Genomic DNA, 22,509 nt, shown 5'->3' with positions numbered 1-22,509 from the left:
AGTATTTGTCATGAGTCGTAAACAACTGGCCCTGCTCGAACCGACGTTAGTTCGTCAGGCGCTTATGGATGCGGTCAAAAAGCTGAGCCCGCGCGTGCAATGGCACAACCCGGTGATGTTTATCGTCTGGGCCGGCAGCGTCCTGACCACCGCACTGGCGATTGCCATGGGGACGGGTCACATGCCGGGAAACGCGATGTTCACCGGGGCCATCAGCCTGTGGCTGTGGTTTACCGTGCTATTCGCCAACTTTGCCGAAGCGCTGGCGGAAGGCCGGAGTAAAGCGCAGGCCAACAGCCTGAAAGGGGTGAAAAAAACGGCGTTTGCGCGGAAATTACGTGAACCGAAATACGGCGCGCAGATGGACCACGTTCCGGCGGATGAACTACGTAAAGGTGATGTGGTGCTGGTGGAAGCTGGCGACATCATCCCGTGCGACGGAGAAGTCATTGAAGGTGGCGCATCGGTAGATGAAAGCGCCATTACCGGGGAATCCGCACCTGTGATCCGTGAATCCGGCGGTGATTTTGCCTCCGTAACGGGTGGGACGCGCATTCTTTCCGACTGGCTGGTGATCCAGTGCAGCGTCAACCCGGGCGAAACCTTCCTCGACCGGATGATCGCCATGGTGGAAGGCGCTCAGCGCCGTAAAACACCGAACGAAATTGCCCTGACCATCCTGCTGATAGCTTTGACCATCGTCTTCCTGCTGGCAACCGCGACGCTGTGGCCATTTTCCGCCTATGGCGGCACTCCGGTCACCATCACCGTGCTGGTGGCGCTGCTGGTCTGCCTGATCCCTACCACCATCGGCGGCCTGCTGTCGGCCATCGGCGTGGCCGGCATGAGCCGTATGCTCGGTGCTAACGTTATCGCCACCAGCGGGCGCGCGGTTGAAGCCGCCGGTGACGTGGATGTCTTGCTGCTGGATAAAACCGGGACCATTACCCTCGGTAACCGCCAGGCATCCGAATTCTTACCCGCCCCGGGCGTGGATGAAAAAACGCTGGCGGATGCGGCACAGCTCTCCTCGCTTGCCGATGAAACCCCGGAAGGCCGAAGCATTGTTGTTCTCGCCAAGCAGCGCTTTAACCTGCGCCAGCGCGACGTTCAGAGCCTGCATGCCACCTTCGTGCCGTTTACGGCGCAAACCCGAATGAGCGGGATTAACATTCAGGATCGCATGATCCGTAAAGGCTCTGTTGACGCCATCCGTCGCCACATTGAGGCCAACAATGGCCACTTCCCGCCTGAAGTGGACAACCTGGTCGAAAGCGTAGCCCGTCAGGGGGCCACGCCGCTGGTGGTGGCAGAAGGCGCGAACGTGCTGGGCGTAATTGCCCTGAAAGATATCGTCAAAGGCGGCATTAAAGAGCGCTTTGCCCAGCTGCGTAAAATGGGCATTAAAACGGTGATGATCACCGGGGATAACCGTCTTACCGCCGCGGCGATTGCCGCCGAAGCGGGCGTGGATGATTTCCTTTCCGAAGCCACGCCGGAAGCGAAACTGGCGTTGATTCGTCAGTATCAGGCGGAAGGTCGTCTGGTAGCGATGACGGGTGACGGTACCAACGATGCCCCTGCCCTGGCGCAGGCCGACGTGGCGGTGGCGATGAACTCCGGTACCCAGGCGGCAAAAGAGGCGGGCAACATGGTCGACCTCGACTCTAACCCGACCAAGCTAATTGAGGTAGTGCACATCGGCAAACAGATGCTGATGACGCGCGGTTCGCTGACCACCTTCAGTATCGCCAACGACGTGGCGAAGTATTTCGCCATTATCCCGGCGGCCTTTGCGGCCACCTACCCGCAGCTCAATGCGCTGAACGTGATGCACCTGCACTCTCCGGCATCGGCCATTCTGAGCGCGGTGATTTTCAACGCCCTGATCATTGTCTTTCTTATTCCGCTGGCGCTGAAGGGCGTGAGCTATAAGCCGCTGACCGCAGCTGCCATGCTGCGCCGCAACCTGTGGATATACGGCCTGGGGGGGCTGGTGGTGCCTTTCATCGGTATCAAGGCTATCGACCTGCTGTTGACCCTGTTCGGGCTGGTTTAAAAGGTGAATCAAATGACGATGTTACGCCCCGCTATACTTTTGTTTATTCTGCTGTCTCTCATTACCGGCGGGCTGTACCCGCTGGTAACCACCGCGCTGGGCCAGTGGTGGTTTAAGGATCAGGCCAACGGCTCGCTGATTATACAAAACGGCGAAAACCGCGGTTCACGCCTGATTGGTCAGAACTTTACGGATGCTCGCTACTTCCAGGGACGCCCTTCCGCCACTGCCGAAAGCCCGTATAATCCGATGGCATCCGGCGGCAGTAACCTGGCGGGCAGCAACCCGGAGCTGGACAAAGCCGTCGCTGAACGCGTGGCAACCCTGCGTGCCGCCAATCCTCAGGCCAGCCGCGAGGTGCCCGTAGAGCTGGTGACCGCCTCGGCCAGCGGGCTGGACTACAGCCTGACGCCGGCAGCGGTGGCCTGGCAGATCCCGCGCGTCGCCGCCGCCCGTCAGTTGACCGTCGAACAGGTGAGCAAGCTGGTGGCAGAGCACACGCAAAAGCCGCTGGTCAGCTTCATCGGCATGCCCGTGGTAAATATTGTTGAGCTGAATCTGGCGCTGGACGCGCTAAGGAAAAACTAAATGACCGACGAGCCCATGCGCCCGGATCCGGACAGGCTGCTTGAACAGACGGCTGAAGCCCATCGCGGCAAACTGAAAATTTTCTTTGGCGCCTGCGCGGGCGTCGGGAAAACCTTCGCCATGCTGACGGAAGCCCAGCGGCTTCGGGCGCAGGGGCTCGATATTCTGATCGGCGTGGTCGAAACCCACGGACGCAAAGAGACGGCGTCGCTGCTGAAGGGGCTGGCTACCCAGCCGCCCCGCCGCATCAGCCACCGTGGTCGTTTAGTTACGGAGTTTGATATTGATGCCGCCCTCGCCCGCCGTCCCGCCCTTATCCTGATGGACGAACTGGCGCACAGCAATGCGCCAGGCTCACGCCATCCCAAACGCTGGCAGGATGTTGAAGAGCTGCTCGAGGCCGGCATTGATGTGTTCACAACGGTTAACGTTCAGCATCTTGAAAGCCTGAACGACGTAGTCAGCGGCGTGACCGGCATTCAGGTGCGCGAGACGGTGCCCGACCCGTTCTTTGATTCTGCCGATGAGGTGGTGCTGGTTGACCTGCCTCCTGACGATTTGCGCCAGCGCCTGCACGAAGGCAAGGTTTATATTGCCGGCCAGGCCGAGCGCGCCATCGAACATTTCTTCCGCAAAGGTAACCTGATTGCCCTGCGCGAGCTGGCCCTGCGTCGCACTGCCGACCGCGTTGACGATCAGATGCGCGCCTGGCGTGACCTGCAAGGACAGGAGCGCGTCTGGCACACGCGGGATGCTATTCTGCTGTGCGTGGGCCACGGCAGCGGCAATGAAAAACTGGTCCGCACCGCTGCGCGCCTGGCGGCCAAATTTGGCAGCGTCTGGCATGCGGTGTATGTCGAAACGCCGCAGCTGCACGCTCTGCCCGAAAACCAGCGCCGCGCGATCCTGAGCTCGCTGCGCCTGGCGCAGGAGCTGGGTGCCGAAACCGCTACCCTTTCCGATCCGCAGGAAGATAAAGCCATTCTGCGCTACGCGCGGGAGCATAACCTGGGGAAAATTGTCATTGGCCGCCGCCAGCATCGCCGCTGGTTTAGCCGCGAATCCTTTGCCGACAAGCTGGCCCGCCGCGCGCCGGATCTGGACCTGGTGATCGTGGCGCTGGATGATAAACCTGCTCCCCTCCCCAGCCGCGCGCCGGACAGCCGGGCCTTCAGCGATAAATGGCGCATTCAGCTCCGCGGCTGCCTTGTCGCCGTCGTGCTCTGCGCCCTGATCACTATAATCGCCAGCAAATGGCTGATTGCCTTCGACGCGGCCAACCTGGTGATGATCTACCTGCTGGGCGTGGTAGTGGTGGCGCTCTTTTACGGACGCTGGCCGTCGGTACTGGCGACGGTTATTAACGTCATCAGCTTCGATCTGTTCTTTATTGCCCCCCGCGGGACGCTCGCCGTCTCGGACGTACAGTACATCCTCACCTTCGCCGTGATGCTTACCGTCGGGCTGGTGATCGGGAACTTAACGGCTGGCGTGCGCTACCAGGCGCGTATCGCCCGCTATCGCGAACAGCGCACGCGGCATCTTTATGAGATGTCGAAATCGCTGGCGGTAGGCCGCACGCCGCTAGATATTGTGCAGACCAGCGAGCAGTTTATTCGCTCGACCTTTCATGCCAGCAACCTGATTTTACTCCCGGACGAGCACGGCAAGCTGCGCCCGCTGACGTCGGCCTCGGGCATGACGCCCTGGGACGAAGCCATCGCCCGCTGGAGCTTTGATAAAGGGCTACCGGCGGGTGCAGGGACCGACACCCTGCCCGGCGTGCCCTATCAAATTCTGCCCCTTCGCAGCGCCGATAAAAACCTGGGGCTGGTTATCGTGGAGCCCACTAATCTGCGCCAGCTGATGATCCCCGAACAACAGCGACTGCTGGAGACCTTTACGCTGCTGGTTGCCAGCGCGCTGGAACGGCTGGCCCTCACCGCCAGCGAAGAGCAGGCCCGGCTGGCAAGCGAGCGCGAAAGCATTCGTAACTCGCTGCTGGCGGCGCTATCACACGACCTGCGCACACCTCTTACCGTCCTGTTTGGCCAGTCGGAAATCCTGACGCTGGACCTGGCAGCGGAAGGTTCAAAACACGCCATGCAGGCCAGCGAAATCCGTCAGCACGTGCTCAATACCACGCGCCTGGTGAATAACCTGCTCGATATGGCGCGTATCCAGTCGGGCGGTTTTAACCTCAAAAAAGAGTGGCTTACGCTTGAAGAGGTGGTGGGCAGCGCGCTGAAAATGCTCGAACCCGGCCTCGGTGGGCGGCATATTGCGCTGAACATGCCCGAGCCCCTGACGTTAATTCACGTCGACGGTCCGCTGTTTGAACGAGTGTTAATTAATCTGCTGGAAAACGCCGGCAAATATGCGGGTCCCAGCGCCCGGATTGGTGTGGATGCGACGGTGGACGACGACACGCTTCGTCTTGACGTCTGGGATACCGGGCCGGGCATTCCTGCCGGACAGGAGATGGCTATTTTCGAAAAATTCGCACGCGGCAATAAGGAGTCTGCCATCCCGGGCGTGGGGCTGGGGCTGGCGATTTGTCAGGCAATAATTGATGTTCATGGCGGAACCATTTTCGCGGAGAATCGTCCGGAAGGCGGCGCGCGTTTTTGTGTTACACTTCCTCTGGAAACCCCGCCGGAACTGAATGAATTACCAGAGGATTTGTGATCAACGTTCTGATTGTTGAAGATGAGATCGCCATTAGCCGGTTTCTGCGCGCAGCGCTGGAAGGCGATGGTCTGCGCGTTCATGATGCGGGTACGCTTCAGCGGGGGTTAATTGAAGCCGCAACCCGCAAGCCGGACCTGGTAATCCTCGATCTTGGCCTGCCGGACGGTGACGGCATCGATTTTATCCGCGAGGTACGTCAGTGGAGCCAGATGCCGATTCTGGTGCTCTCCGCCCGTACTGAAGAGACGGATAAAATCGCCGCGCTGGATGCCGGGGCGGACGACTATCTGATAAAACCTTTTGGTATCGGCGAGCTACAGGCTCGCCTGCGCGTGGCCCTGCGCCGCCACAGCGCAACCACGCCTGCTGACCCAACCTACACGTTTGGGGATATCCGGGTTGATCTGGCCGCGCGGCGTATTGTGCGCGGTGAAGAAGAAATCCATCTCACGCCAATCGAGTTTCGCCTGCTCGCCGTGCTGCTTAATAATCACGGCAAGGTTCTTACCCAGCGCCAGCTGTTAAGTCAGGTGTGGGGACCCAACGCGGTGGAGCATAGTCACTATTTACGCATATATATGGGACATCTTCGCCAGAAACTTGAAGTTGACCCCGCGCGCCCCCGTCATTTATTAACTGAAACCGGTATCGGTTATCGGTTTATGCTTTGAATAACTATTCAATTTATTTTTAAATAAAAACGAAACCTCTCAGAAAATATTTCATAAATATCCCAACCGTTATTTTTTTGATTATTTACGCTCGCATCAAACATTCACAACACAATCTATTAACGTGACACTAACAATTCAGAATTTTGATCTGCATTATTCATCAAAAGCGACTAATTATTTCTGAAATGATCGGTTAATGGTGATCTGCTTCACGGTTAATCGCCTTTGCCTGGATAAAATGACCATGCTTTCAATTACTGAAAGGAAAATGAAACATGGAAAACAACAATCGCTTAATGCCCCATATAAGGCGGACAACACATATTATGATGTTTGCCCACCGAAACTGCTTTGACTTTCATCTCTTTAATGCCCGGTAGTCCTTCGACTTCTGGCGCACTCGCTTACAGGTTATCCTGAAAAACCTTAACTTACAGGCAATTGCCTGTGAACTCGTGCGCTCATTCATCTTGATTCAGACTCATCCGCACCGGGCGGACTGAATTTCAATCATCAAAAAAGCAATTCACTGATTTTAATCAGCGGCTACCCATTGCTTTTTTTCCGGAAAATTATCGATTTCTTTCTTGCAAGAAATCGAGGGACGCTTATTACCTAAAATAAAGAGAGAAAGATGAAAAATTTAAAAATCGCAGCCAGCCGTGCATGTCCGGACTGCTTTACTACCCAGCGTGAAGTGGTGGATGTCCGCGCTTCTGATTATATTGATGTTGCCGCCATTGTTCTGGCGGTCACGGATATTGCCAGCGGTATCCTGGAAGAAATAGAAGCTACCGGTTTTGGCATTCCCGTATTTGTGGCGACGCACAAAGAAGAGATCATCCCGGCAGATTATTTATCGCGCATTCACAGCGTATTTGAGCATTCAGACACCAGCAAAGACTTTTATGGACGCCAGCTGGAAGCGGCCGCGCAGAAGTATGAAACCCAGCTGCGCCCGCCGTTTTTCCGCGCCCTTGTCGACTACGTGAAGCAGGGCAACAGCGCGTTTGACTGCCCGGGGCATCAGGGCGGGCAGTTTTTCCGCCGTCATCCTGCCGGCAATCAGTTTGTCGATTTCTTTGGCGAGACGTTATTCCGCTCCGATCTGTGCAACGCCGACGTGGCGATGGGGGATCTGCTGATCCACGAAGGCGCACCGTGCATTGCCCAGCAGCATGCGGCAAAAGTCTTTAACGCCGATAAGACCTACTTCGTGCTGAATGGCACCTCGTCGTCCAACAAAGTGGTGCTTAACGCCCTGCTCACTCCGGGCGACCTGGTGCTGTTTGACCGTAATAACCACAAGTCTAACCACCACGGTGCCCTCCTTCAGGCTGGGGCAACGCCGGTCTATCTGGAAACCGCGCGCAACCCGTACGGCTTTATCGGCGGCATTGACGCGCACTGCTTTGAGGAGAGCTACCTGCGTGAACGGGTGGCAGAGGTGGCGCCTGGCCGTGCACGCGATGCGCGTCCGTTCCGCCTGGCGGTGATCCAGCTGGGCACCTACGATGGCACCATCTACAACGCCCGTCAGGTGGTGGATAAGATTGGGCACCTGTGCGACTACATCCTGTTTGACTCGGCCTGGGTGGGTTACGAGCAGTTTATTCCGATGATGGCCGACTGCTCGCCGCTGCTGCTGGAGCTGAACGAAAACGATCCGGGGATTCTGGTCACCCAGTCCGTGCATAAACAGCAGGCTGGCTTCTCGCAGACCTCGCAAATTCACAAGAAGGACAGCCACATCAAAGGCCAGCAGCGCTATGTCCCACATAAGCGGCTCAACAATGCCTTTATGATGCACGCCTCCACCAGCCCGTTTTATCCGCTGTTTGCCGCGCTGGACATTAACGCCCGCATGCATGAGGGGCAAAGCGGCCGCAACATGTGGATGGACTGCGTGGTGACGGGCATTGAGGCGCGCAAGCTGATCCTGGAGAACTGCCGATTTATTCGTCCATTTGTGCCCGAGACGGTGGATGGCCGCGCGTGGGAAAGCTGGGACACGGCAGAGATTGCAACCGATCTGCGCTTCTTCCATTTCGTACCGGGTGAACGCTGGCACGCTTTTGAAGGCTACGCTGAGCATCAGTATTTTATCGACCCGTGCAAGCTGCTGCTGACCACGCCGGGCATTAACGCCCGCACCGGGGAGTATGACGACTTCGGTGTGCCTGCCACCATTCTCGCCAACTTCCTGCGTGAAAACGGCATCGTGCCGGAAAAATGCGATCTCAACTCGATCCTGTTCCTGCTCACCCCTGCGGAGGACATGGGCAAGCTGCAGCAGCTGGTCGCCCAGCTGGTGCGCTTCGAAAAACTGCTTGAGAGCGATGTGCCGCTGAAAGACGTCCTGCCCTCCCTCTACAAACAGCATCCGGAACGTTACGCGGGTTACACCCTGCGCCAGATCTGCCAGGAGATGCACGACCTGTACGCCCGTCACAACGTGAAGCAGCTGCAAAAAGAGATGTTCCGCAAGTCTCACTTCCCGCGCGTGATGATGAACCCGCAAGAGGCGAACTACGCCTACCTGCGCGGTGAGGTCGAACTGGTCTCCCTGCGCGACGCGGAAGGCCGCATCGCCGCCGAAGGCGCTCTCCCTTACCCACCGGGGGTACTGTGCGTGGTTCCAGGGGAAGTCTGGGGCGGTTCCGTGCTGCGCTACTTTGCCGCGCTGGAAGAAGGCATCAACCTGCTGCCGGGCTTCGCGCCGGAGCTGCAGGGCGTGTACGTCGAGGAGTGTGAGGGTCGTAAACAGGTTCGCTGCTACGTCATCAAACAATCCGCTGCTCAGCCATCGCTGCTGAAAGGAGAAAAATTATGAGCAAGTCCAATAAGATGGGCGTGGTGCAGCTGACTATCCTCACCATGGTTAACATGATGGGCTCCGGGATTATTATGCTGCCCACCAAGCTTGCCGAGGTGGGGACCATCTCTATCATCTCCTGGCTGGTGACGGCTGTCGGATCGATGGCGCTGGCGTGGGCGTTTGCCAAGTGCGGGATGTTCAGCCGCAAGTCAGGCGGCATGGGCGGCTATGCCGAGTACGCCTTCGGCAAGTCCGGCAACTTTATGGCGAACTATACCTATGGGGTATCGCTGCTGATCGCCAACGTGGCGATTGCCATCTCCGCCGTGGGCTACGGTACGGAGCTGTTTGGCGCGACGCTCAGCCCGGTGCAAATTGGGCTGGCGACCATCGGCGTGCTGTGGATCTGTACCGTCGCTAACTTTGGCGGCGCGCGCATCACCGGACAACTCAGCAGCATCACCGTCTGGGGCGTGATCATCCCGGTGGTCGGTCTGTGCATCATCGGCTGGTTCTGGTTTAGCCCGACGCTGTACGCCAACTCCTGGAACCCGCACCATGTGCCGTTCTTCACCGCCGTGGGCTCGTCTATCGCCATGACGCTCTGGGCTTTCCTGGGCCTGGAATCCGCCTGCGCAAATGCGGAAGTGGTGGAAAACCCGGAGAAGAACGTGCCGATTGCGGTTCTCGGCGGGACGCTGGGCGCGGCGGTGATCTATATCGTTTCAACCAACGTGATAGCGGGGATCGTGCCAAACATGGATCTGGCTAACTCCACGGCACCGTTCGGACTGGCCTTTGCGCAGATGTTCACCCCGGAAGTCGGGAAAGTGATCATGGGGTTGATGGTGATGTCCTGCTGCGGATCGCTGCTTGGCTGGCAGTTCACCATTGCACAGGTTTTTAAATCTTCGGCAGATGAAGGCTATTTCCCGAAAATCTTCTCCCGCGTGACCAAAGCCGATGCGCCGGTGCAGGGGATGCTGGCAATTGTCATCTTCCAGAGCGGATTATCGCTAATGACCATCAGCCCGTCGCTGAACAGCCAGTTCAACGTGCTGGTCAACCTGGCGGTGGTGACGAACATCATCCCGTATATTCTGTCGATGGCGGCGCTGGCGATCATTCAGAAGGTGGCGAAGGTGGATCCGCACAAAGCGCGAGTAGCGAATATCGTGGCGCTGGTTGGGGCGATATACAGTTTCTATGCGCTCTACTCGTCCGGCCAGGAAGCGATGCTGTACGGGGCGATAGTGACCTTTATGGGCTGGACGCTGTACGGTCTGGTGTCGCCGAGATTTGAATTGAAGAACAAACACAGCTAAAAAAAAGCCCGGTGGCGCTAACGCTTACCGGGCCTACGATCGCTGTTGTAGGCCGGGCAAACGCAGTGCCGCCCGGCACACAAACCGCAGTTATGCGTTTTTCAGCACTTCGCTGACAATCTCTACCGCTTCTTTCTCAATCTGCTGGCGATGCTCAGCGCCGAGGAAGCTTTCGCAATAGATCTTGTACGCATCTTCCGTACCGGACGGACGCGCGGCGAACCAGCCATTTTCGGTCATCACTTTCAGGCCGCCGATAGACGCACCGTTACCCGGTGCCGCCGTCAGACGCGCGGTGATCGGATCGCCTGCCAGGGTGCTTGCGCTGACCATCTCCGGAGAGAGTTTGGACAGAGCCGCTTTCTGGGCAGAGGTCGCGCCAGCCTGAATACGGTTATAGCTTGGTGCACCAAAGCGTGCAGCCAGCTCGTTGTAGTGTTCCTGCGGGTTTTTACCGGTGACCGCGGTAATCTCCGCCGCCAGCAGGCACATGATGATGCCGTCTTTATCGGTTGACCACGGGGTGCCGTCGAAACGCAGGAAGGACGCGCCTGCGCTCTCTTCGCCGCCGAAGCCAAAGCTGCCGTCGTGCAGACCGTCAACGAACCACTTGAAGCCTACCGGCACTTCCACCAGCTTGCGGCCCAGCGCGTCCACCACGCGGTCGATCATCGCAGAAGAGACCAGCGTTTTACCGACAGCCACCTCTTTGCCCCACTGCGGACGGTGCTGGAACAGGTAGTTGATTGCAACAGCCAGATAGTGGTTCGGATTCATCAGCCCGGCAGGGGTGACGATGCCGTGACGGTCATAGTCCGGGTCGTTAGCAAACGCCAGGTCGAATTTATCGCGCAGCGCCAGCAGGCCCGCCATCGCGCATTCGGAGGAGCAGTCCATACGGATCGCGCCGTCTTTGTCCAGGTGCATAAAGCGGAAGGTCTGATCGACGTGATCGTTCACGATGGTCAGATCCAGCTTGTAGTGCTCGGCGATGCGCTTCCAGTACTCAATACCGGAGCCGCCCAGCGGATCCACGCCCAGCTTCAGGCCGGCTTTCTGAATCGCCGCCATATCGACGATATCCGCCAGCCCTTCCACAAACGGCTGAACCAGATCCTGCTCTTTCACGTGGCCGGAGGCCATCGCCTCATCAAGAGAAATACGTTTAACGCCTTTCAGACCGTCGGCCAGCAGCGCGTTTGCACGATCTTCCACCACTTTGGTGACGTTAGTGTCAGCCGGGCCGCCGTTAGGCGGGTTGTATTTGATACCACCGTCTTCCGGCGGGTTGTGGGATGGCGTGATGACGATACCGTCAGCCTGCGCGCCACCTTTTTTGTTGTGCACAAGGATCGCGTTTGATACCGCTGGTGTTGGAGTAAACCCATTATTCTCCTGAACAATCACGTCCACACCGTTCGCCGCCAGCACTTCCAGCACGGAAATAAACGCCGGTTCAGACAGCGCATGGGTATCTTTGCCCACGTAGCACGGACCGGTAACGCCGTTTTTAGCGCGCTCTTCCGCAATGGCCTGAGCAATGGCCAGAATGTGCGGTTCGTTAAAGCTGTGGCGCGCCGCGCTGCCGCGGTGACCAGATGTACCAAACTTCACTGCGTGTTCTGCGTTGCCCACGACCGGTTTCAGCACGTAATACTGCGCGGTCAGCTGAGCGACGTTAATCAAATCGCTTTGTTGTGCAGGTTGGCCTGCACGGCTGTGATTTGCCATTACCGGGTCCTTATGATGCAAGGGTTAAATTGTACCGCAAACCTTTTCAATCAATTCCGCCGGGAACTGCATGGACTGCATGATGTGTTCAATCATGCTGCACTTGCGGCCCGTATTGGTATTGGTGATCACCCAGTACGGAGTGCCAGGGACATGTTTAGGTTTGGTTTGATTGCCATTTTGCAGCAGCGTCTGCTCGTCGCCCGCGAAATAGACGCGGGTACGGCCGTGCAGCGACTCGGTCGCTTCAGCAAACGCTTTGTTATCCAGGGAGTAAAGTGTAGACAGCACCAGCATAAAACGGTTAACCGCCTTTTTCTGCTCCGCATATTCGTCGGAGAGCAGCAGTTCGCGCATCGCGCGCACTTTATCTTTTACCGGCGTCACGGCAGGTTTTGCTTGTGCAGCAACGCTCGGCTGAGACACGACATCTTTGGTAACTGGGGTGGCAGGCTGTGAAGCGGCGGAAATTTTAAGCATGCGCCGTAAAATGTCGGACGCGCTCTCCCCGATATGCCGCGTCTGGCTGGCAATATACTGATAGAGTTCGTCATCAACTTCGATTGTTTTCATCTTAATCCAGTGCGATATCTTATCTGAATACAAGTCATTGGGATTATAAGGTCAAATCCCAACAGCGGATAGCGTCAAACCAGGTTGGCGGCAAAAGTCAGATTAAACTGGAACCTTGCAGCCGGGCGGCAGAATGGTCAACATGATACCCTAACCTGACATACGTAAAAAAAGAACTTTGCCATGAAATTGAATACCCGAGCGCAAACTGCACAATCGCCGAACAATAATTCCCCCATCGTGCTGGTTCATGGACTTTTTGGCAGCCTGGATAACCTGGGCGTGCTGGCCCGTGATTTGGTTACCGATCACGATATTTTGCAGGTCGATATGCGCAACCACGGGCTTTCCGGCCGCTCAGACGAGATGACCTATGCGGCAATGGCGCAGGATCTGCTGGATACGCTGGACGCGCACAACCTGCAGAAGGTGACCCTCATCGGGCATTCAATGGGCGGTAAAGCGGTTATGGCGCTCACCGCGCTGGCGCCAGAACGAATTTCCGGGCTTGTGGTGATTGACGTTGCGCCTGTGGATTACGACGTTCGCCGTCACGATGAGATTTTCGCGGCGATCAATGCCGTAACCGAAGCTGGCGTTTCCACTCGTCAGCAGGCTGCAGCGGTTATGCGTGAGCATCTTGATGAAGAAGGCGTGGTGCAGTTCCTTTTGAAGTCGTTTGTTGACGGGCAGTGGCGTTTTAACGTGCCGGTGCTGTGGGACCAGTACAACCACATCGTGGGCTGGGAAACCGTTCCCGCCTGGCCGCATCCTGCCCTCTTTATTCGCGGCGGTAACTCTCCTTATATTACCGACGCGTACCGCGACACGCTGCTGGCACAATTCCCGCAGGCGCGCGCCCACGTCATTGCCGGTGCCGGACACTGGGTGCATGCGGAAAAACCGGATGCTGTACTGCGCGCCATTCGCCGCTATCTCGCTGATACTGCAAATTGATTAAAAAGAGAGCGACTGGAAGATGACGGGCTTCCAGTCGTTGGCGTGCCGTTTTTGGTGATGTATGATGGCGCGCTTATCGCCCGGGCTTTAGCAGGGCGGCGTGTTTCCCCCGAAGTCTCATAATCATGGCCAAAGAACAAACGGACCGTACGACACTAGATCTGTTCGCGAATGAGCGTCGACCGGGACGACCGAAAACGAATCCGCTTTCGCGCGATGAACAGCTGCGTATCAATAAACGCAATCAGCTTAAACGCGATAAAAATCGTGGGCTTAAGCGTGTCGAACTGAAGCTCAACGCCGACGCGGTCGATGCGCTTAACGAGCTGGCAGAGGCGCGTAATATCAGCCGCAGCGAGCTTATTGAAGAGATGCTCATCGCCCAACTTGAGACGCTGCGCAGCCAGGCATAAGTCTGAAAAACCCCTTTATCGCCCTTTTCATGTAGCACAGAGTGCAGTCCTGCGCGATAGCGGTTTCCGCAGGGTTGCCAGTTCTGCTATTATTGCCCTTATCCGTGGCCGAATTGCGCCACCATACCATTAAGTTTCAAGAGGTTATTTTACTCATGGCAATCATCGGCATTTTCTTCGGCAGTGATACCGGCAATACCGAAAATATCGCAAAAAACATTCAGAAACAGCTCGGTAAAGACGTTGCTGATGTGCATGACATCGCCAAGAGCAGCAAAGAAGATCTCGAGGGCTATGACATTCTGCTGCTGGGTATTCCAACCTGGTACTATGGTGAAGCCCAGTGCGACTGGGACGATTTCTTCCCGACGCTGGAAGAGGTGGACTTCAACGGCAAGCTGGTTGCCCTGTTCGGTTGTGGCGATCAGGAAGATTACGCCGAGTACTTCTGTGATGCGCTGGGGACGATTCGCGACATCATTGAGCCTAATGGCGCGGTTATTGTGGGCCACTGGCCGACTGCCGGTTACCACTTCGAAGCCTCTAAAGGCCTGGCCGATGACGATCATTTTGTCGGACTTGCCATTGACGAAGACCGTCAGCCAGAACTGACCGCAGAGCGTGTAGAGAAGTGGGTTAAGCAGATCCGCGAAGAACTGCATCTGGACGATATTCTCAACGCCTGATTTTTTACGGCGCAACGCGGGTTGCGCCCCTTTTCCAGGTAAAACCGATTAAATTAATTGCTACAAACTTTTAACTTTTTCGCCCAGACCTGTACAATGTCTCCCTGGCAAAATGTGGTTTCCTTTGAGCAAGTTTGTAGGTGATACCACGTTTTTATAAGCATACTTTGCCTGAGACTTGCAGTTTTCATTTAGGCATGGCAGTTCTATAATGAGACGCATTATCCCAGGTGCATTTTCTGTCACTTCCCAGAGAAGTGAATCGTTTAGCAACAGGACAGATTCCGCATGACTGACAACAATACCGCATTAAAGAAGGCTGGCCTGAAAGTAACGCTTCCTCGGTTAAAAATCCTGGAAGTGCTTCAGGGTCCAGACAATCACCATGTCAGTGCGGAAGACCTTTATAAACGTCTTATCGACATGGGTGAAGAGATTGGGCTGGCCACCGTATATCGCGTGCTGAACCAGTTTGATGACGCGGGCATTGTTACCCGTCATAATTTCGAAGGCGGTAAATCTGTATTCGAACTGACCCAGCAGCATCACCACGATCACCTGATCTGCCTCGATTGCGGCAAGGTCATTGAATTTAGCGATGATTCCATCGAAGCGCGTCAGCGTGAAATCGCAGCTCGTCATGGCATTCGCCTGACCAACCACAGCCTGTACCTTTACGGTCACTGCGCTGAAGGGGATTGCCGCGAGAATGAACACGCTCACGACACAAAATAAGTTAGCGTTCATACTCTGAGCCAGCCGTAAGGTTGGCTTTTTTTTGCCTGAAAAAAGCCCGGTCAGCAAAGTGCCACCGGGCGTAGAGCAACTTATTTGTTGTTATTGCGTATCTCGTTCCAGATTTTATCGCAACGCTTCGCCACTTCCTGATCGTTACCGGTTTTACGTGCCTGGATGCAGGCCTGATAATCCATCACGCGAACATTCTCCTGCGTCGCGAACGCCTCATGCGCTTTCTCTTTCTTTAGCACATTTAGCACGCTCTGGCAGGCTTCAATTTTCTCAGGCGATCCTTCCGCGGTATTAATACAGGCGCTATACGCCTCCTTCAGACGGGCGTCCTCTTTCGGTGCCTGAGTCTGAACACACGCCACCAGCCCTGATGCCATCAGCGCGACGATTACGATTTTTTTCATCATATGCAGTCTCCAGACCGGCGGGACTCAGCCCGCCGGTGTGCTCATCAGAAGATGGTGAATGGGGCGATAACCATGAATTTGACGTCACGTTCATCCTGGAAGATGTTGCCGTAACCGCCCGCATAGCTTGGGATATCGGAGTGATTGTCATACTGCGTAAAGTGCAGCTTGAACATCGTGCCTTTCGCGCGGCCATCCTGCAGGGTGTAGATAGCATCCAGGCTGTAGGAGGACTCTTTCAGGCGATAGTTTGGATCGTAGTACGCATCCGGCGTCGCCATGTCTGCTGGTTTTGCATCCCAGGCGTAAGCGTAAGAAGCGCCCACCGCCCAGCCCGGCAGGTTCCAGTTTTTCAGGTCATACATGGCGCCGAAGAAGACCGCTTTCTCGCCGTCGGCGTTGAAGTCTGAGCGGTTATCCCACCAGATATCCAGACGACCGTTGGATGAGGCATAGGTCGGCGTCATACGCTGCAGGAAGTAGCCCTGCTGCCCTTCCGCCTTCACCCATGTGCCTTCCAGACGCAAATCAACCTGACCGACCTTATAGCCGAAGGTTAACGCCTGCAGCCACGCGGTACCGTTATAAATGTCATTTACGCTGCCATCGCTGACCTTATCGCGCGTACCGTAGAACTGGTAGCTGGTGCTCAGCGGACTACCGGCGATATCAAATTTGTAGCTGGCTTTAGCAAAATACTGATCGATATAGCCTTCCGCCTGACCAAATGCAGCTTCCAGAACCAGATCGTTTTTGAAATCGTACTTCGCGCCCAGCGAGTGGAGGTAATCGACTTTGGTTTTCTTATCGTTCTGGTAGAACTTGTCCATCTCAATGTGCCACGGCGCTTTGTACTCGTTGGTCCACATATAGGAGAAGCTCAACGCACCTGCATCACCGTAGTCAAAGTTAGCCCCGGCTTCTGCCCCCTGATAGGTACCAGGCATAAAGCTCCAGTGCGGCGCTAACAGCGTCTGGCCGGTTGGCTGAATATAGCCCCCACGCGCCCATACCGGGCCGTATTTGAATTTCGCTGCGGCCTTATAAAGGCTGATACCGCTTTTATCCCCCGACCAGTCTTCGTCATAGGCTTTATTACTGGAGGAGAAGGCAATTTCGTTCGGGTGGCCGCTGTCGCCATTTTCAGCCATTTCAATCGCCGTAAACGCGGCAATATCCAGACCGAACATATCGGCGGCGTAGCCTGACTGGAAGTCCAGGTTGGCGTTCCAGGTGGAGTGAGAGAGGTTGGTTTTGTATTTATCTTCTGTGACATCTTTACGGTCACGTTCACGCTGCCAGTAATAAATACCGCCAGTGAGGGTAGAATCTTCGATGAAACCTGCTGCTTTTGCCTCTGGTGTCACCACCAGGCCCGACATTGCTGTCACACCGGCAATAGCCAGCGCCAGCGCACTACGTTTGCCACTGAACGTACGCATAGATTATTCCTCTTTGACGAATTAAACCGCCTTAAACGGCGAAAATATAAAAGACCAAAAGGCCAGGGGTAGTTATAAATACCCTCGAATTAACTACCGTCTTTAGGTTATTTTTCGCGACGCGAATTATCAATGCTTTTCAGCTGGCAAAAGTCAGGATTATGACGAAGTGCACATAATTGGTAGTGCTTTGTAACATTTGGCCGGATGCGAGGTGTGGCGGGGGTAGAGCAGGTAATTTCGGCGTATTAGATCGTAATAAAACCCGTATTTGTCTTAATTCTCTTTTTTATGAAACAGACAAACTTTCTTTAGAAAAATAAGTAGCACCGCATTGACCAAAAATTTTAGCTGGCCTAATTATGGGCCTACTTTAACGATATGATCATTAAATAAAAAAACGCCGCTATAAGCGGCGTTTGTTTCTCATTGACCAGTGAAGCGTTATTATTCGCCGATCTTGGTCCAGGTATCACGCAGACCTACGGTACGGTTAAATACCTGTTTTTCTGCCGTGCTATAACGGCTGTCCAGGCAGAAGTAACCTTCACGCTCGAACTGGAACGCTTTGCCCGCTTCAGCGGCTTTCAGCGATGGCTCCGCATAACCTTGCTTGATCACCAAAGATTCCGGATTGATGGTCGCCAGGAAGTCTTCCGCCGCACCCGGGTTAGGTACGCTAAACAGACGATCGTACAGACGAATTTCTACCGGCAGCGCGTGGGAAGCGCTCACCCAGTGGATCACGCCTTTCACCTTGCGGCCGTCTGCCGGATCTTTGCTCAGCGTCTCAGCATCGTACGAACAGAAGATGGTGGTAATGTTACCTTCAGCATCTTTCTCTACGCGCTCGGCTTTGATGACGTAGGCGTTACGCAGACGAACTTCTTTACCCAACACCAGACGCTTGTACTGCTTATTGGCTTCTTCACGGAAGTCAGCACGGTCGATCCAGATCTCACCGCTGAACGGCACGTCGCGGCTTCCCATTTCCGGTTTATTCGGATGGTTAGGCATAGAGACCAGCTCGCTTCCACCCTGCGGGTAATTTTCAATCACCAGTTTCACCGGATCGATAACAGCCATCGCGCGCGGGGCGTTTTCGTTAAGATCTTCACGAATGCAGGATTCCAGAGACGCCATTTCAATGGTGTTGTCCTGCTTGGTCACGCCGATACGTTTGCAGAACTCACGAATAGAAGCGGCAGTGTAACCACGACGACGCAGGCCGGAGATGGTCGGCATGCGCGGGTCGTCCCAGCCTTCAACGTGCTTGTCGGTCACCAGCAGGTTCAGCTTACGCTTGGACATCACGGTGTATTCCAGATTCAGACGAGAGAACTCGTACTGACGCGGATGCACAGGAATGGTGATGTTATCCAGCACCCAGTCGTACAGACGACGGTTATCCTGGAACTCCAGCGTACACAGCGAGTGGGTGATGCCTTCCAGCGCATCGCTGATGCAGTGGGTGAAGTCGTACATCGGGTAGATGCACCACTTGTTGCCGGTCTGGTGGTGTTCTGCGAACTTAATGCGGTACAGCACCGGATCGCGCATCACGATAAACGGCGACGCCATATCGATTTTGGCACGCAGGCACGCTTTACCTTCTTCGAAGCCACCGGCACGCATTTTTTCAAACAGCGCCAGGTTCTCTTCCACGCTGCGATCGCGGAACGGGCTGTTTTTGCCTGGTGCAGTCAGCGTACCGCGATACTCGCGGATTTCGTCCGCAGACAGCTCATCAACGTAGGCCAGACCTTTGTTGATCAGCTCCACCGCGTAGGCATACAGCTGATCAAAATAGTCAGAGGAGTAGCAGACATCGCCAGACCAGTTGAAGCCCAGCCATTGCACGTCGTTTTTAATGGACTCAACGTATTCGATGTCTTCTTTTACTGGGTTGGTGTCATCGAAACGCAGGTTGCACTGCCCCTGGTAGTCTTGCGCAATGCCAAAGTTCAGGCAGATCGATTTCGCGTGACCAATGTGCAGGTAGCCGTTCGGCTCCGGCGGGAAACGCGTATGTACCGTGGTGTGCTTACCACTGGCCAGATCTTCATCGATGATCTGACGAATAAAGTTACTCGGGCGGGCTTCTGCCTCACTCATCGTGGATTCCTCAAAGCGTAAACAACGTATAACGACATATGATCTTATAAGCCGGACGAAGAGACAACCTTTATGTCACGGAAAAAACGTTACCCATAAAAAAAGCGGCGGAGGATATCCCCCGCCGCTTAAGGCATGACTCTACTCAGGAGCGATTACTTGCCTTTAATCTCATACAGCGGTGTCTGACCCGCAACCACCTGACCTTTAGCCTGGAGTACCAGACCGCTAAAGTCGTCGATGTTGCTGCACACGACCGGACTAATCATCGAGCGCGCGTTGGCGTTCAGGAAGTCCAGATCCATTTCCAGAATCGGCTGACCTGCCACCACTTCGGCCCCCTCTTCCACCAGGCGAGTAAAGCCCTGACCGTTCAGCGCTACGGTATCGATCCCCATATGGACAACGATCTCCGCGCCTTTTTCGGTTTCGAGGCAGAACGCATGGTTGGTGTTGAAGATTTTCACGATGGTGCCTGCCGCCGGAGACACAACGGTTTTGTCCGTTGGTTTCACCGCCACGCCGTCACCGACCGCTTTGCTGGCGAACGCTTCGTCAGGCACCTGCTCAAGGTCAACCACGTCACCCGTTACCGGAGAGACCAGCGCGGCCACCGTCACGGCGTTCGGCACGGCCTGCGGCTTAGCAACTGGCGCAGCCGTCGACGCAGGTGCGCTATCGGCTGATGCCGCCGCGACCGGGCCACGGGCAACCACTTTCTTCATTTCGTCGCCAATGGATTCCGCTTTGGCGCCTACGATAACCTGGATAGTTTGTTTGTTCAGTTTAACCACGCCCGATGCACCAAGGCGTTTACACATTGCGTCGCTTACGCGCGCCGAGTCACCCACCGTCAGACGCAGACGGGTGATACAGGCGTCAATCGCTTTCAGGTTGTCAGTCCCACCGACGGCAGCGATATAGCTGGTCGCCAGCTGAGTCAGACCCTCTTCGGTATTGCTGTTGGCTTCGTTGGTGACCACTTCGTCTTTGGTATCTTCGCGGCCTGGTGTTTTGAGGTTAAACATACGAATAACCGCAGTGAACAGCACGAAGTAGATGACGAAGAAGACCAGACCCATTACCACCAGCATCCAGACGTTTTTGCTTGCCGCCGGCAGGTTGTACATCAACACGTAGTCGATCGCGCCTGCAGAGAAGGAGAAGCCAGCATGGATGCCCAGCAGGGTCGCCACAAACAGGCTGATACCGGTCAGGACCGCATGCATGAGGTACAGCACCGGCGCCAGGAACATGAACAGGAATTCCAGCGGCTCGGTTACACCGGTCAGGAACGCGGTAATCGCAACGGACAGCAGCATGCCGCCAACCATTGGGCGACGCGCTTTTGGCGCAGCCAGGTACATTGCCAGTGCAGCGCCCGGCAGACCAAACATCATGATTGGGAAGAAGCCAGACATGAACATACCCGCGGTGCCGTCACCCGCATAGAAGCGGTTGATGTCGCCGTGGAATACGGTGCCCGCAGCATTGGTGAACTCACCAATCTGGAACCAGGCGATGGTGTTCAGCACCTGATGCAGACCGGTTGGGATCAGCAGACGGTTGATAAAACCAAAGATACCTGAGCCCACTGCACCCGCTGAAACAATCCACTCGCCGCCCGCATGGATAGCATGCTGCACCGGCGGCCAGACGTAGCCAAAGATAGCTGCCAGGATCAGACAGAAAAAGCCCGTCGCAATTGGCACAAAACGTTTACCGCCGAAGAAGCTCAGGAAGTCAGGCAGTTTGATACCCGCCCAGCGGTTGTACACGGCACCACCGACCAGACCGGTAATGATACCCGCCAGTACACCCATGTTGATTTCCGGGTTGATGGTTACCATCGCTTTCGTGAGGATGAAGTAACCTACCGCCCCTGCCAGTGCCGCAGCACCGGCGCTGTCTTTTGACCAGCTTGACGCCACGCCGATGGCGAAGATCAGCGCAAGGTTGTCAAAAATGGCGCCGCCTGCCTGGGCAATAAACGGCACGTTAAGAAGATCGGGTTGCCCGAATCGCAGCAGCAACGCTGCAACCGGTAGCACGGCGATAGGGAGCTGCAAAGCCCTACCGAGGCGCTGGAAAAAACCTAAAATATTCATCCTATTCCCCCTACGAGACCCATTATTAAGACTCGCGCATAAACTATGTTTTTATTGTGTCACGAACGATAGATACAGTTGATGATTCACTGGCAGTCTGAGTGTGTGAAAAATTAATTCGTATCGCAAATTAAACACCTATTTTTTGTGATTATTGTCACCAAATATCGTATTCCCTCCTCCCTTTCACTGGCTAACAGCCAAAACTTATTTTATCATTCAAAAAATCAAGACGGATTGATCCGGCCTGAAAGGTTCCAGGTTACGCTTAAGCATCAGGTTCCGATACCCATCCGCCCACTCTTCTACTTAAACTTTGAGGTGAACAATGAGACTGATTCCCCTGGCAACTGCTGAACAAGTCGGTAAATGGGCCGCTCGCCATATCGTTAACCGTATTAATGCCTTCAAGCCTACTGCCGATCGTCCCTTCGTTCTTGGCCTTCCAACGGGTGGTACCCCACTGACCGCGTACAAAGCGCTGGTTGAAATGCATAAAGCGGGCCAGGTTAGCTTTAAACACGTTGTGACCTTCAACATGGACGAATATGTCGGCCTGCCAAAGGAGCATCCTGAAAGCTACCATAGCTTCATGCACCGCAATTTCTTTGATCACGTTGATATCCCAGCTGAAAATATTAACCTGCTGAATGGAAATGCGCCTGATATTGACGCAGAATGCCGTCAGTACGAAGAAAAAATCCGTTCTTACGGTAAAATCCACCTGTTCATGGGTGGCGTGGGCAACGATGGTCATATCGCGTTCAACGAACCAGCTTCTTCTCTGGCTTCCCGTACCCGTATTAAAACGCTGACCCATGACACCCGCGTGGCAAACTCCCGCTTCTTTGACGGTGATGTGAACCAGGTTCCAAAATACGCCCTGACCGTTGGCGTAGGCACCCTGCTGGATGCCGAAGAGGTGATGATTCTGGTACTGGGCGGCGTGAAAGCGCAGGCGCTCCAGGCAGCCGTTGAAGGCAACGTTAACCACATGTGGACCATCAGCTGCCTGCAGCTGCATCCAAAATCAGTCATCGTCTGCGACGAACCGTCCACGATGGAGCTGAAGGTGAAAACGCTGAAATACTTCAACGAGTTAGAAGCTGAGAACATCAAAGGTCTGTAATTGAATAACCGCCTCTTCTGTCAGAGGCGGTCGCTTTTTT

Annotated in this window: 18 protein-coding genes; 12 read left to right on the top strand and 6 right to left on the bottom strand. The window is 55.3% G+C overall.

The window, feature by feature from the left end; translation table 11 throughout:
- Positions 1-10 precede the first annotated feature (10 nt).
- From kdpB to potE, 7 genes are all read left to right on the top strand, one after another.
- Entirely contained in the window at positions 11-2,059 is a 2,049-nt protein-coding gene (kdpB, locus tag HBA26_RS02345) for a potassium-transporting ATPase subunit KdpB (RefSeq protein WP_028012370.1), read from the top strand.
- Between the two features lie 12 nt (positions 2,060-2,071).
- Positions 2,072-2,647 (top strand): potassium-transporting ATPase subunit KdpC, encoded by a 576-nt coding sequence (kdpC, locus tag HBA26_RS02340; protein WP_045261086.1) that lies wholly within the window; start codon positions 2,072-2,074, stop codon positions 2,645-2,647.
- Positions 2,648-5,335 carry a two-component system sensor histidine kinase KdpD gene (kdpD, locus tag HBA26_RS02335; protein WP_126345031.1) on the top strand — a complete coding sequence of 896 codons (2,688 nt, stop codon included), beginning with the start codon at positions 2,648-2,650 and terminating at the stop codon, positions 5,333-5,335.
- Entirely contained in the window at positions 5,332-6,009 is a 678-nt protein-coding gene (gene kdpE / locus HBA26_RS02330) for a two-component system response regulator KdpE (RefSeq protein WP_008501074.1), read from the top strand. The genes kdpD and kdpE overlap by 4 nt, the downstream gene beginning before the upstream one ends.
- A gap of 278 nt (positions 6,010-6,287) precedes the next feature.
- Positions 6,288-6,392 (top strand): leader peptide SpeFL, encoded by a 105-nt coding sequence (gene speFL, locus HBA26_RS02325; RefSeq protein ID WP_003858645.1) that lies wholly within the window; start codon positions 6,288-6,290, stop codon positions 6,390-6,392.
- Between the two features lie 254 nt (positions 6,393-6,646).
- Complete coding sequence (speF, locus tag HBA26_RS02320) at positions 6,647-8,845, top strand: ornithine decarboxylase SpeF (protein ID WP_126345032.1); 2,199 nt, start codon at positions 6,647-6,649, stop codon at positions 8,843-8,845.
- A complete protein-coding gene (gene potE, locus HBA26_RS02315; protein WP_045630860.1) occupies positions 8,842-10,155 on the top strand; it encodes a putrescine-ornithine antiporter in 1,314 nt (437 codons plus the stop codon). The genes speF and potE overlap by 4 nt, the downstream gene beginning before the upstream one ends.
- A 90-nt stretch (positions 10,156-10,245) precedes the next feature.
- Here the strand turns inward: potE and pgm are convergent, their stop codons facing one another.
- Positions 10,246-11,886: a phosphoglucomutase (alpha-D-glucose-1,6-bisphosphate-dependent) gene (pgm, locus tag HBA26_RS02310; RefSeq protein WP_028012364.1), complete on the bottom strand. Its 1,641-nt coding sequence runs from the start codon at positions 11,884-11,886 to the stop codon at positions 10,246-10,248.
- A 24-nt stretch (positions 11,887-11,910) separates the two neighbouring features.
- Positions 11,911-12,459 (bottom strand): replication initiation negative regulator SeqA, encoded by a 549-nt coding sequence (gene seqA, locus HBA26_RS02305; protein ID WP_028012363.1) that lies wholly within the window; start codon positions 12,457-12,459, stop codon positions 11,911-11,913.
- Positions 12,460-12,642: 183 nt separating this feature from the next.
- Between seqA and ybfF the strand changes: the two genes are divergently transcribed.
- The 4 genes from ybfF to fur all read left to right on the top strand — a co-directional run bounded on the left by ybfF (position 12,643) and on the right by fur (position 15,253).
- Positions 12,643-13,416 carry an esterase gene (gene ybfF, locus HBA26_RS02300; protein ID WP_059355280.1) on the top strand — a complete coding sequence of 258 codons (774 nt, stop codon included), beginning with the start codon at positions 12,643-12,645 and terminating at the stop codon, positions 13,414-13,416.
- 128 nt (positions 13,417-13,544) lie between these two features.
- Positions 13,545-13,832 carry a LexA regulated protein gene (gene ybfE, locus HBA26_RS02295; protein WP_014883017.1) on the top strand — a complete coding sequence of 96 codons (288 nt, stop codon included), beginning with the start codon at positions 13,545-13,547 and terminating at the stop codon, positions 13,830-13,832.
- Positions 13,833-13,987: 155 nt separating this feature from the next.
- Positions 13,988-14,518, top strand: coding sequence for a flavodoxin FldA (gene fldA, locus HBA26_RS02290; RefSeq protein ID WP_008501067.1), 531 nt, complete (start codon positions 13,988-13,990; stop codon positions 14,516-14,518).
- 288 nt (positions 14,519-14,806) lie between these two features.
- The gene (gene fur / locus HBA26_RS02285; RefSeq protein WP_028012361.1) at positions 14,807-15,253 is read left to right on the top strand and encodes a ferric iron uptake transcriptional regulator; all 447 of its coding nucleotides are present in this window, start codon (positions 14,807-14,809) and stop codon (positions 15,251-15,253) included.
- Positions 15,254-15,345: 92 nt separating this feature from the next.
- Here fur and chiQ read toward each other — a convergent pair whose 3' ends face one another.
- The 4 genes from chiQ to nagE all read right to left on the bottom strand — a co-directional run bounded on the left by chiQ (position 15,346) and on the right by nagE (position 21,340).
- Entirely contained in the window at positions 15,346-15,672 is a 327-nt protein-coding gene (gene chiQ, locus HBA26_RS02280; protein ID WP_028012360.1) for a ChiQ/YbfN family lipoprotein, read from the bottom strand.
- Positions 15,673-15,719: 47 nt separating this feature from the next.
- Positions 15,720-17,117 carry a chitoporin gene (gene chiP, locus HBA26_RS02275; protein ID WP_028012359.1) on the bottom strand — a complete coding sequence of 466 codons (1,398 nt, stop codon included), beginning with the start codon at positions 17,115-17,117 and terminating at the stop codon, positions 15,720-15,722.
- Between the two features lie 447 nt (positions 17,118-17,564).
- Positions 17,565-19,232, bottom strand: a complete 1,668-nt coding sequence (gene glnS / locus HBA26_RS02270) for a glutamine--tRNA ligase (RefSeq protein WP_126345033.1) — start codon at positions 19,230-19,232, stop codon at positions 17,565-17,567.
- A gap of 155 nt (positions 19,233-19,387) precedes the next feature.
- Complete coding sequence (gene nagE, locus HBA26_RS02265; RefSeq protein ID WP_028012357.1) at positions 19,388-21,340, bottom strand: PTS N-acetyl glucosamine transporter subunit IIABC; 1,953 nt, start codon at positions 21,338-21,340, stop codon at positions 19,388-19,390.
- Positions 21,341-21,668: 328 nt separating this feature from the next.
- Here nagE and nagB point away from each other — a divergent pair, with 328 nt between their 5' ends.
- Positions 21,669-22,469, top strand: coding sequence for a glucosamine-6-phosphate deaminase (gene nagB, locus HBA26_RS02260; RefSeq protein WP_028012356.1), 801 nt, complete (start codon positions 21,669-21,671; stop codon positions 22,467-22,469).
- Positions 22,470-22,509 lie beyond the last annotated feature (40 nt).

Source organism: Enterobacter sp. 725m/11, assembly GCF_011683705.1.
GTDB lineage: Bacteria > Pseudomonadota > Gammaproteobacteria > Enterobacterales > Enterobacteriaceae > Enterobacter > Enterobacter bugandensis.
The sequence above is the reverse complement of the archived record's forward strand: the minus strand, read 5'-3'. Positions and strand labels throughout refer to the sequence as shown.

Coding starts and splice junctions, on each gene's coding strand:
- seqA (WP_028012363.1), bottom strand. CDS start 12,459: ATGAAAACAATCGAAGTTGATGACGAACTCTATCAGTATATTGCCAGC.
- speF (WP_126345032.1), top strand. CDS start 6,647: ATGAAAAATTTAAAAATCGCAGCCAGCCGTGCATGTCCGGACTGCTTT.
- nagE (WP_028012357.1), bottom strand. CDS start 21,340: ATGAATATTTTAGGTTTTTTCCAGCGCCTCGGTAGGGCTTTGCAGCTC.
- chiP (WP_028012359.1), bottom strand. CDS start 17,117: ATGCGTACGTTCAGTGGCAAACGTAGTGCGCTGGCGCTGGCTATTGCC.
- kdpC (WP_045261086.1), top strand. CDS start 2,072: ATGACGATGTTACGCCCCGCTATACTTTTGTTTATTCTGCTGTCTCTC.
- fldA (WP_008501067.1), top strand. CDS start 13,988: ATGGCAATCATCGGCATTTTCTTCGGCAGTGATACCGGCAATACCGAA.
- pgm (WP_028012364.1), bottom strand. CDS start 11,886: ATGGCAAATCACAGCCGTGCAGGCCAACCTGCACAACAAAGCGATTTG.
- fur (WP_028012361.1), top strand. CDS start 14,807: ATGACTGACAACAATACCGCATTAAAGAAGGCTGGCCTGAAAGTAACG.
- kdpD (WP_126345031.1), top strand. CDS start 2,648: ATGACCGACGAGCCCATGCGCCCGGATCCGGACAGGCTGCTTGAACAG.
- nagB (WP_028012356.1), top strand. CDS start 21,669: ATGAGACTGATTCCCCTGGCAACTGCTGAACAAGTCGGTAAATGGGCC.
- glnS (WP_126345033.1), bottom strand. CDS start 19,232: ATGAGTGAGGCAGAAGCCCGCCCGAGTAACTTTATTCGTCAGATCATC.
- ybfE (WP_014883017.1), top strand. CDS start 13,545: ATGGCCAAAGAACAAACGGACCGTACGACACTAGATCTGTTCGCGAAT.
- speFL (WP_003858645.1), top strand. CDS start 6,288: ATGGAAAACAACAATCGCTTAATGCCCCATATAAGGCGGACAACACAT.
- kdpB (WP_028012370.1), top strand. CDS start 11: ATGAGTCGTAAACAACTGGCCCTGCTCGAACCGACGTTAGTTCGTCAG.
- ybfF (WP_059355280.1), top strand. CDS start 12,643: ATGAAATTGAATACCCGAGCGCAAACTGCACAATCGCCGAACAATAAT.
- potE (WP_045630860.1), top strand. CDS start 8,842: ATGAGCAAGTCCAATAAGATGGGCGTGGTGCAGCTGACTATCCTCACC.
- chiQ (WP_028012360.1), bottom strand. CDS start 15,672: ATGAAAAAAATCGTAATCGTCGCGCTGATGGCATCAGGGCTGGTGGCG.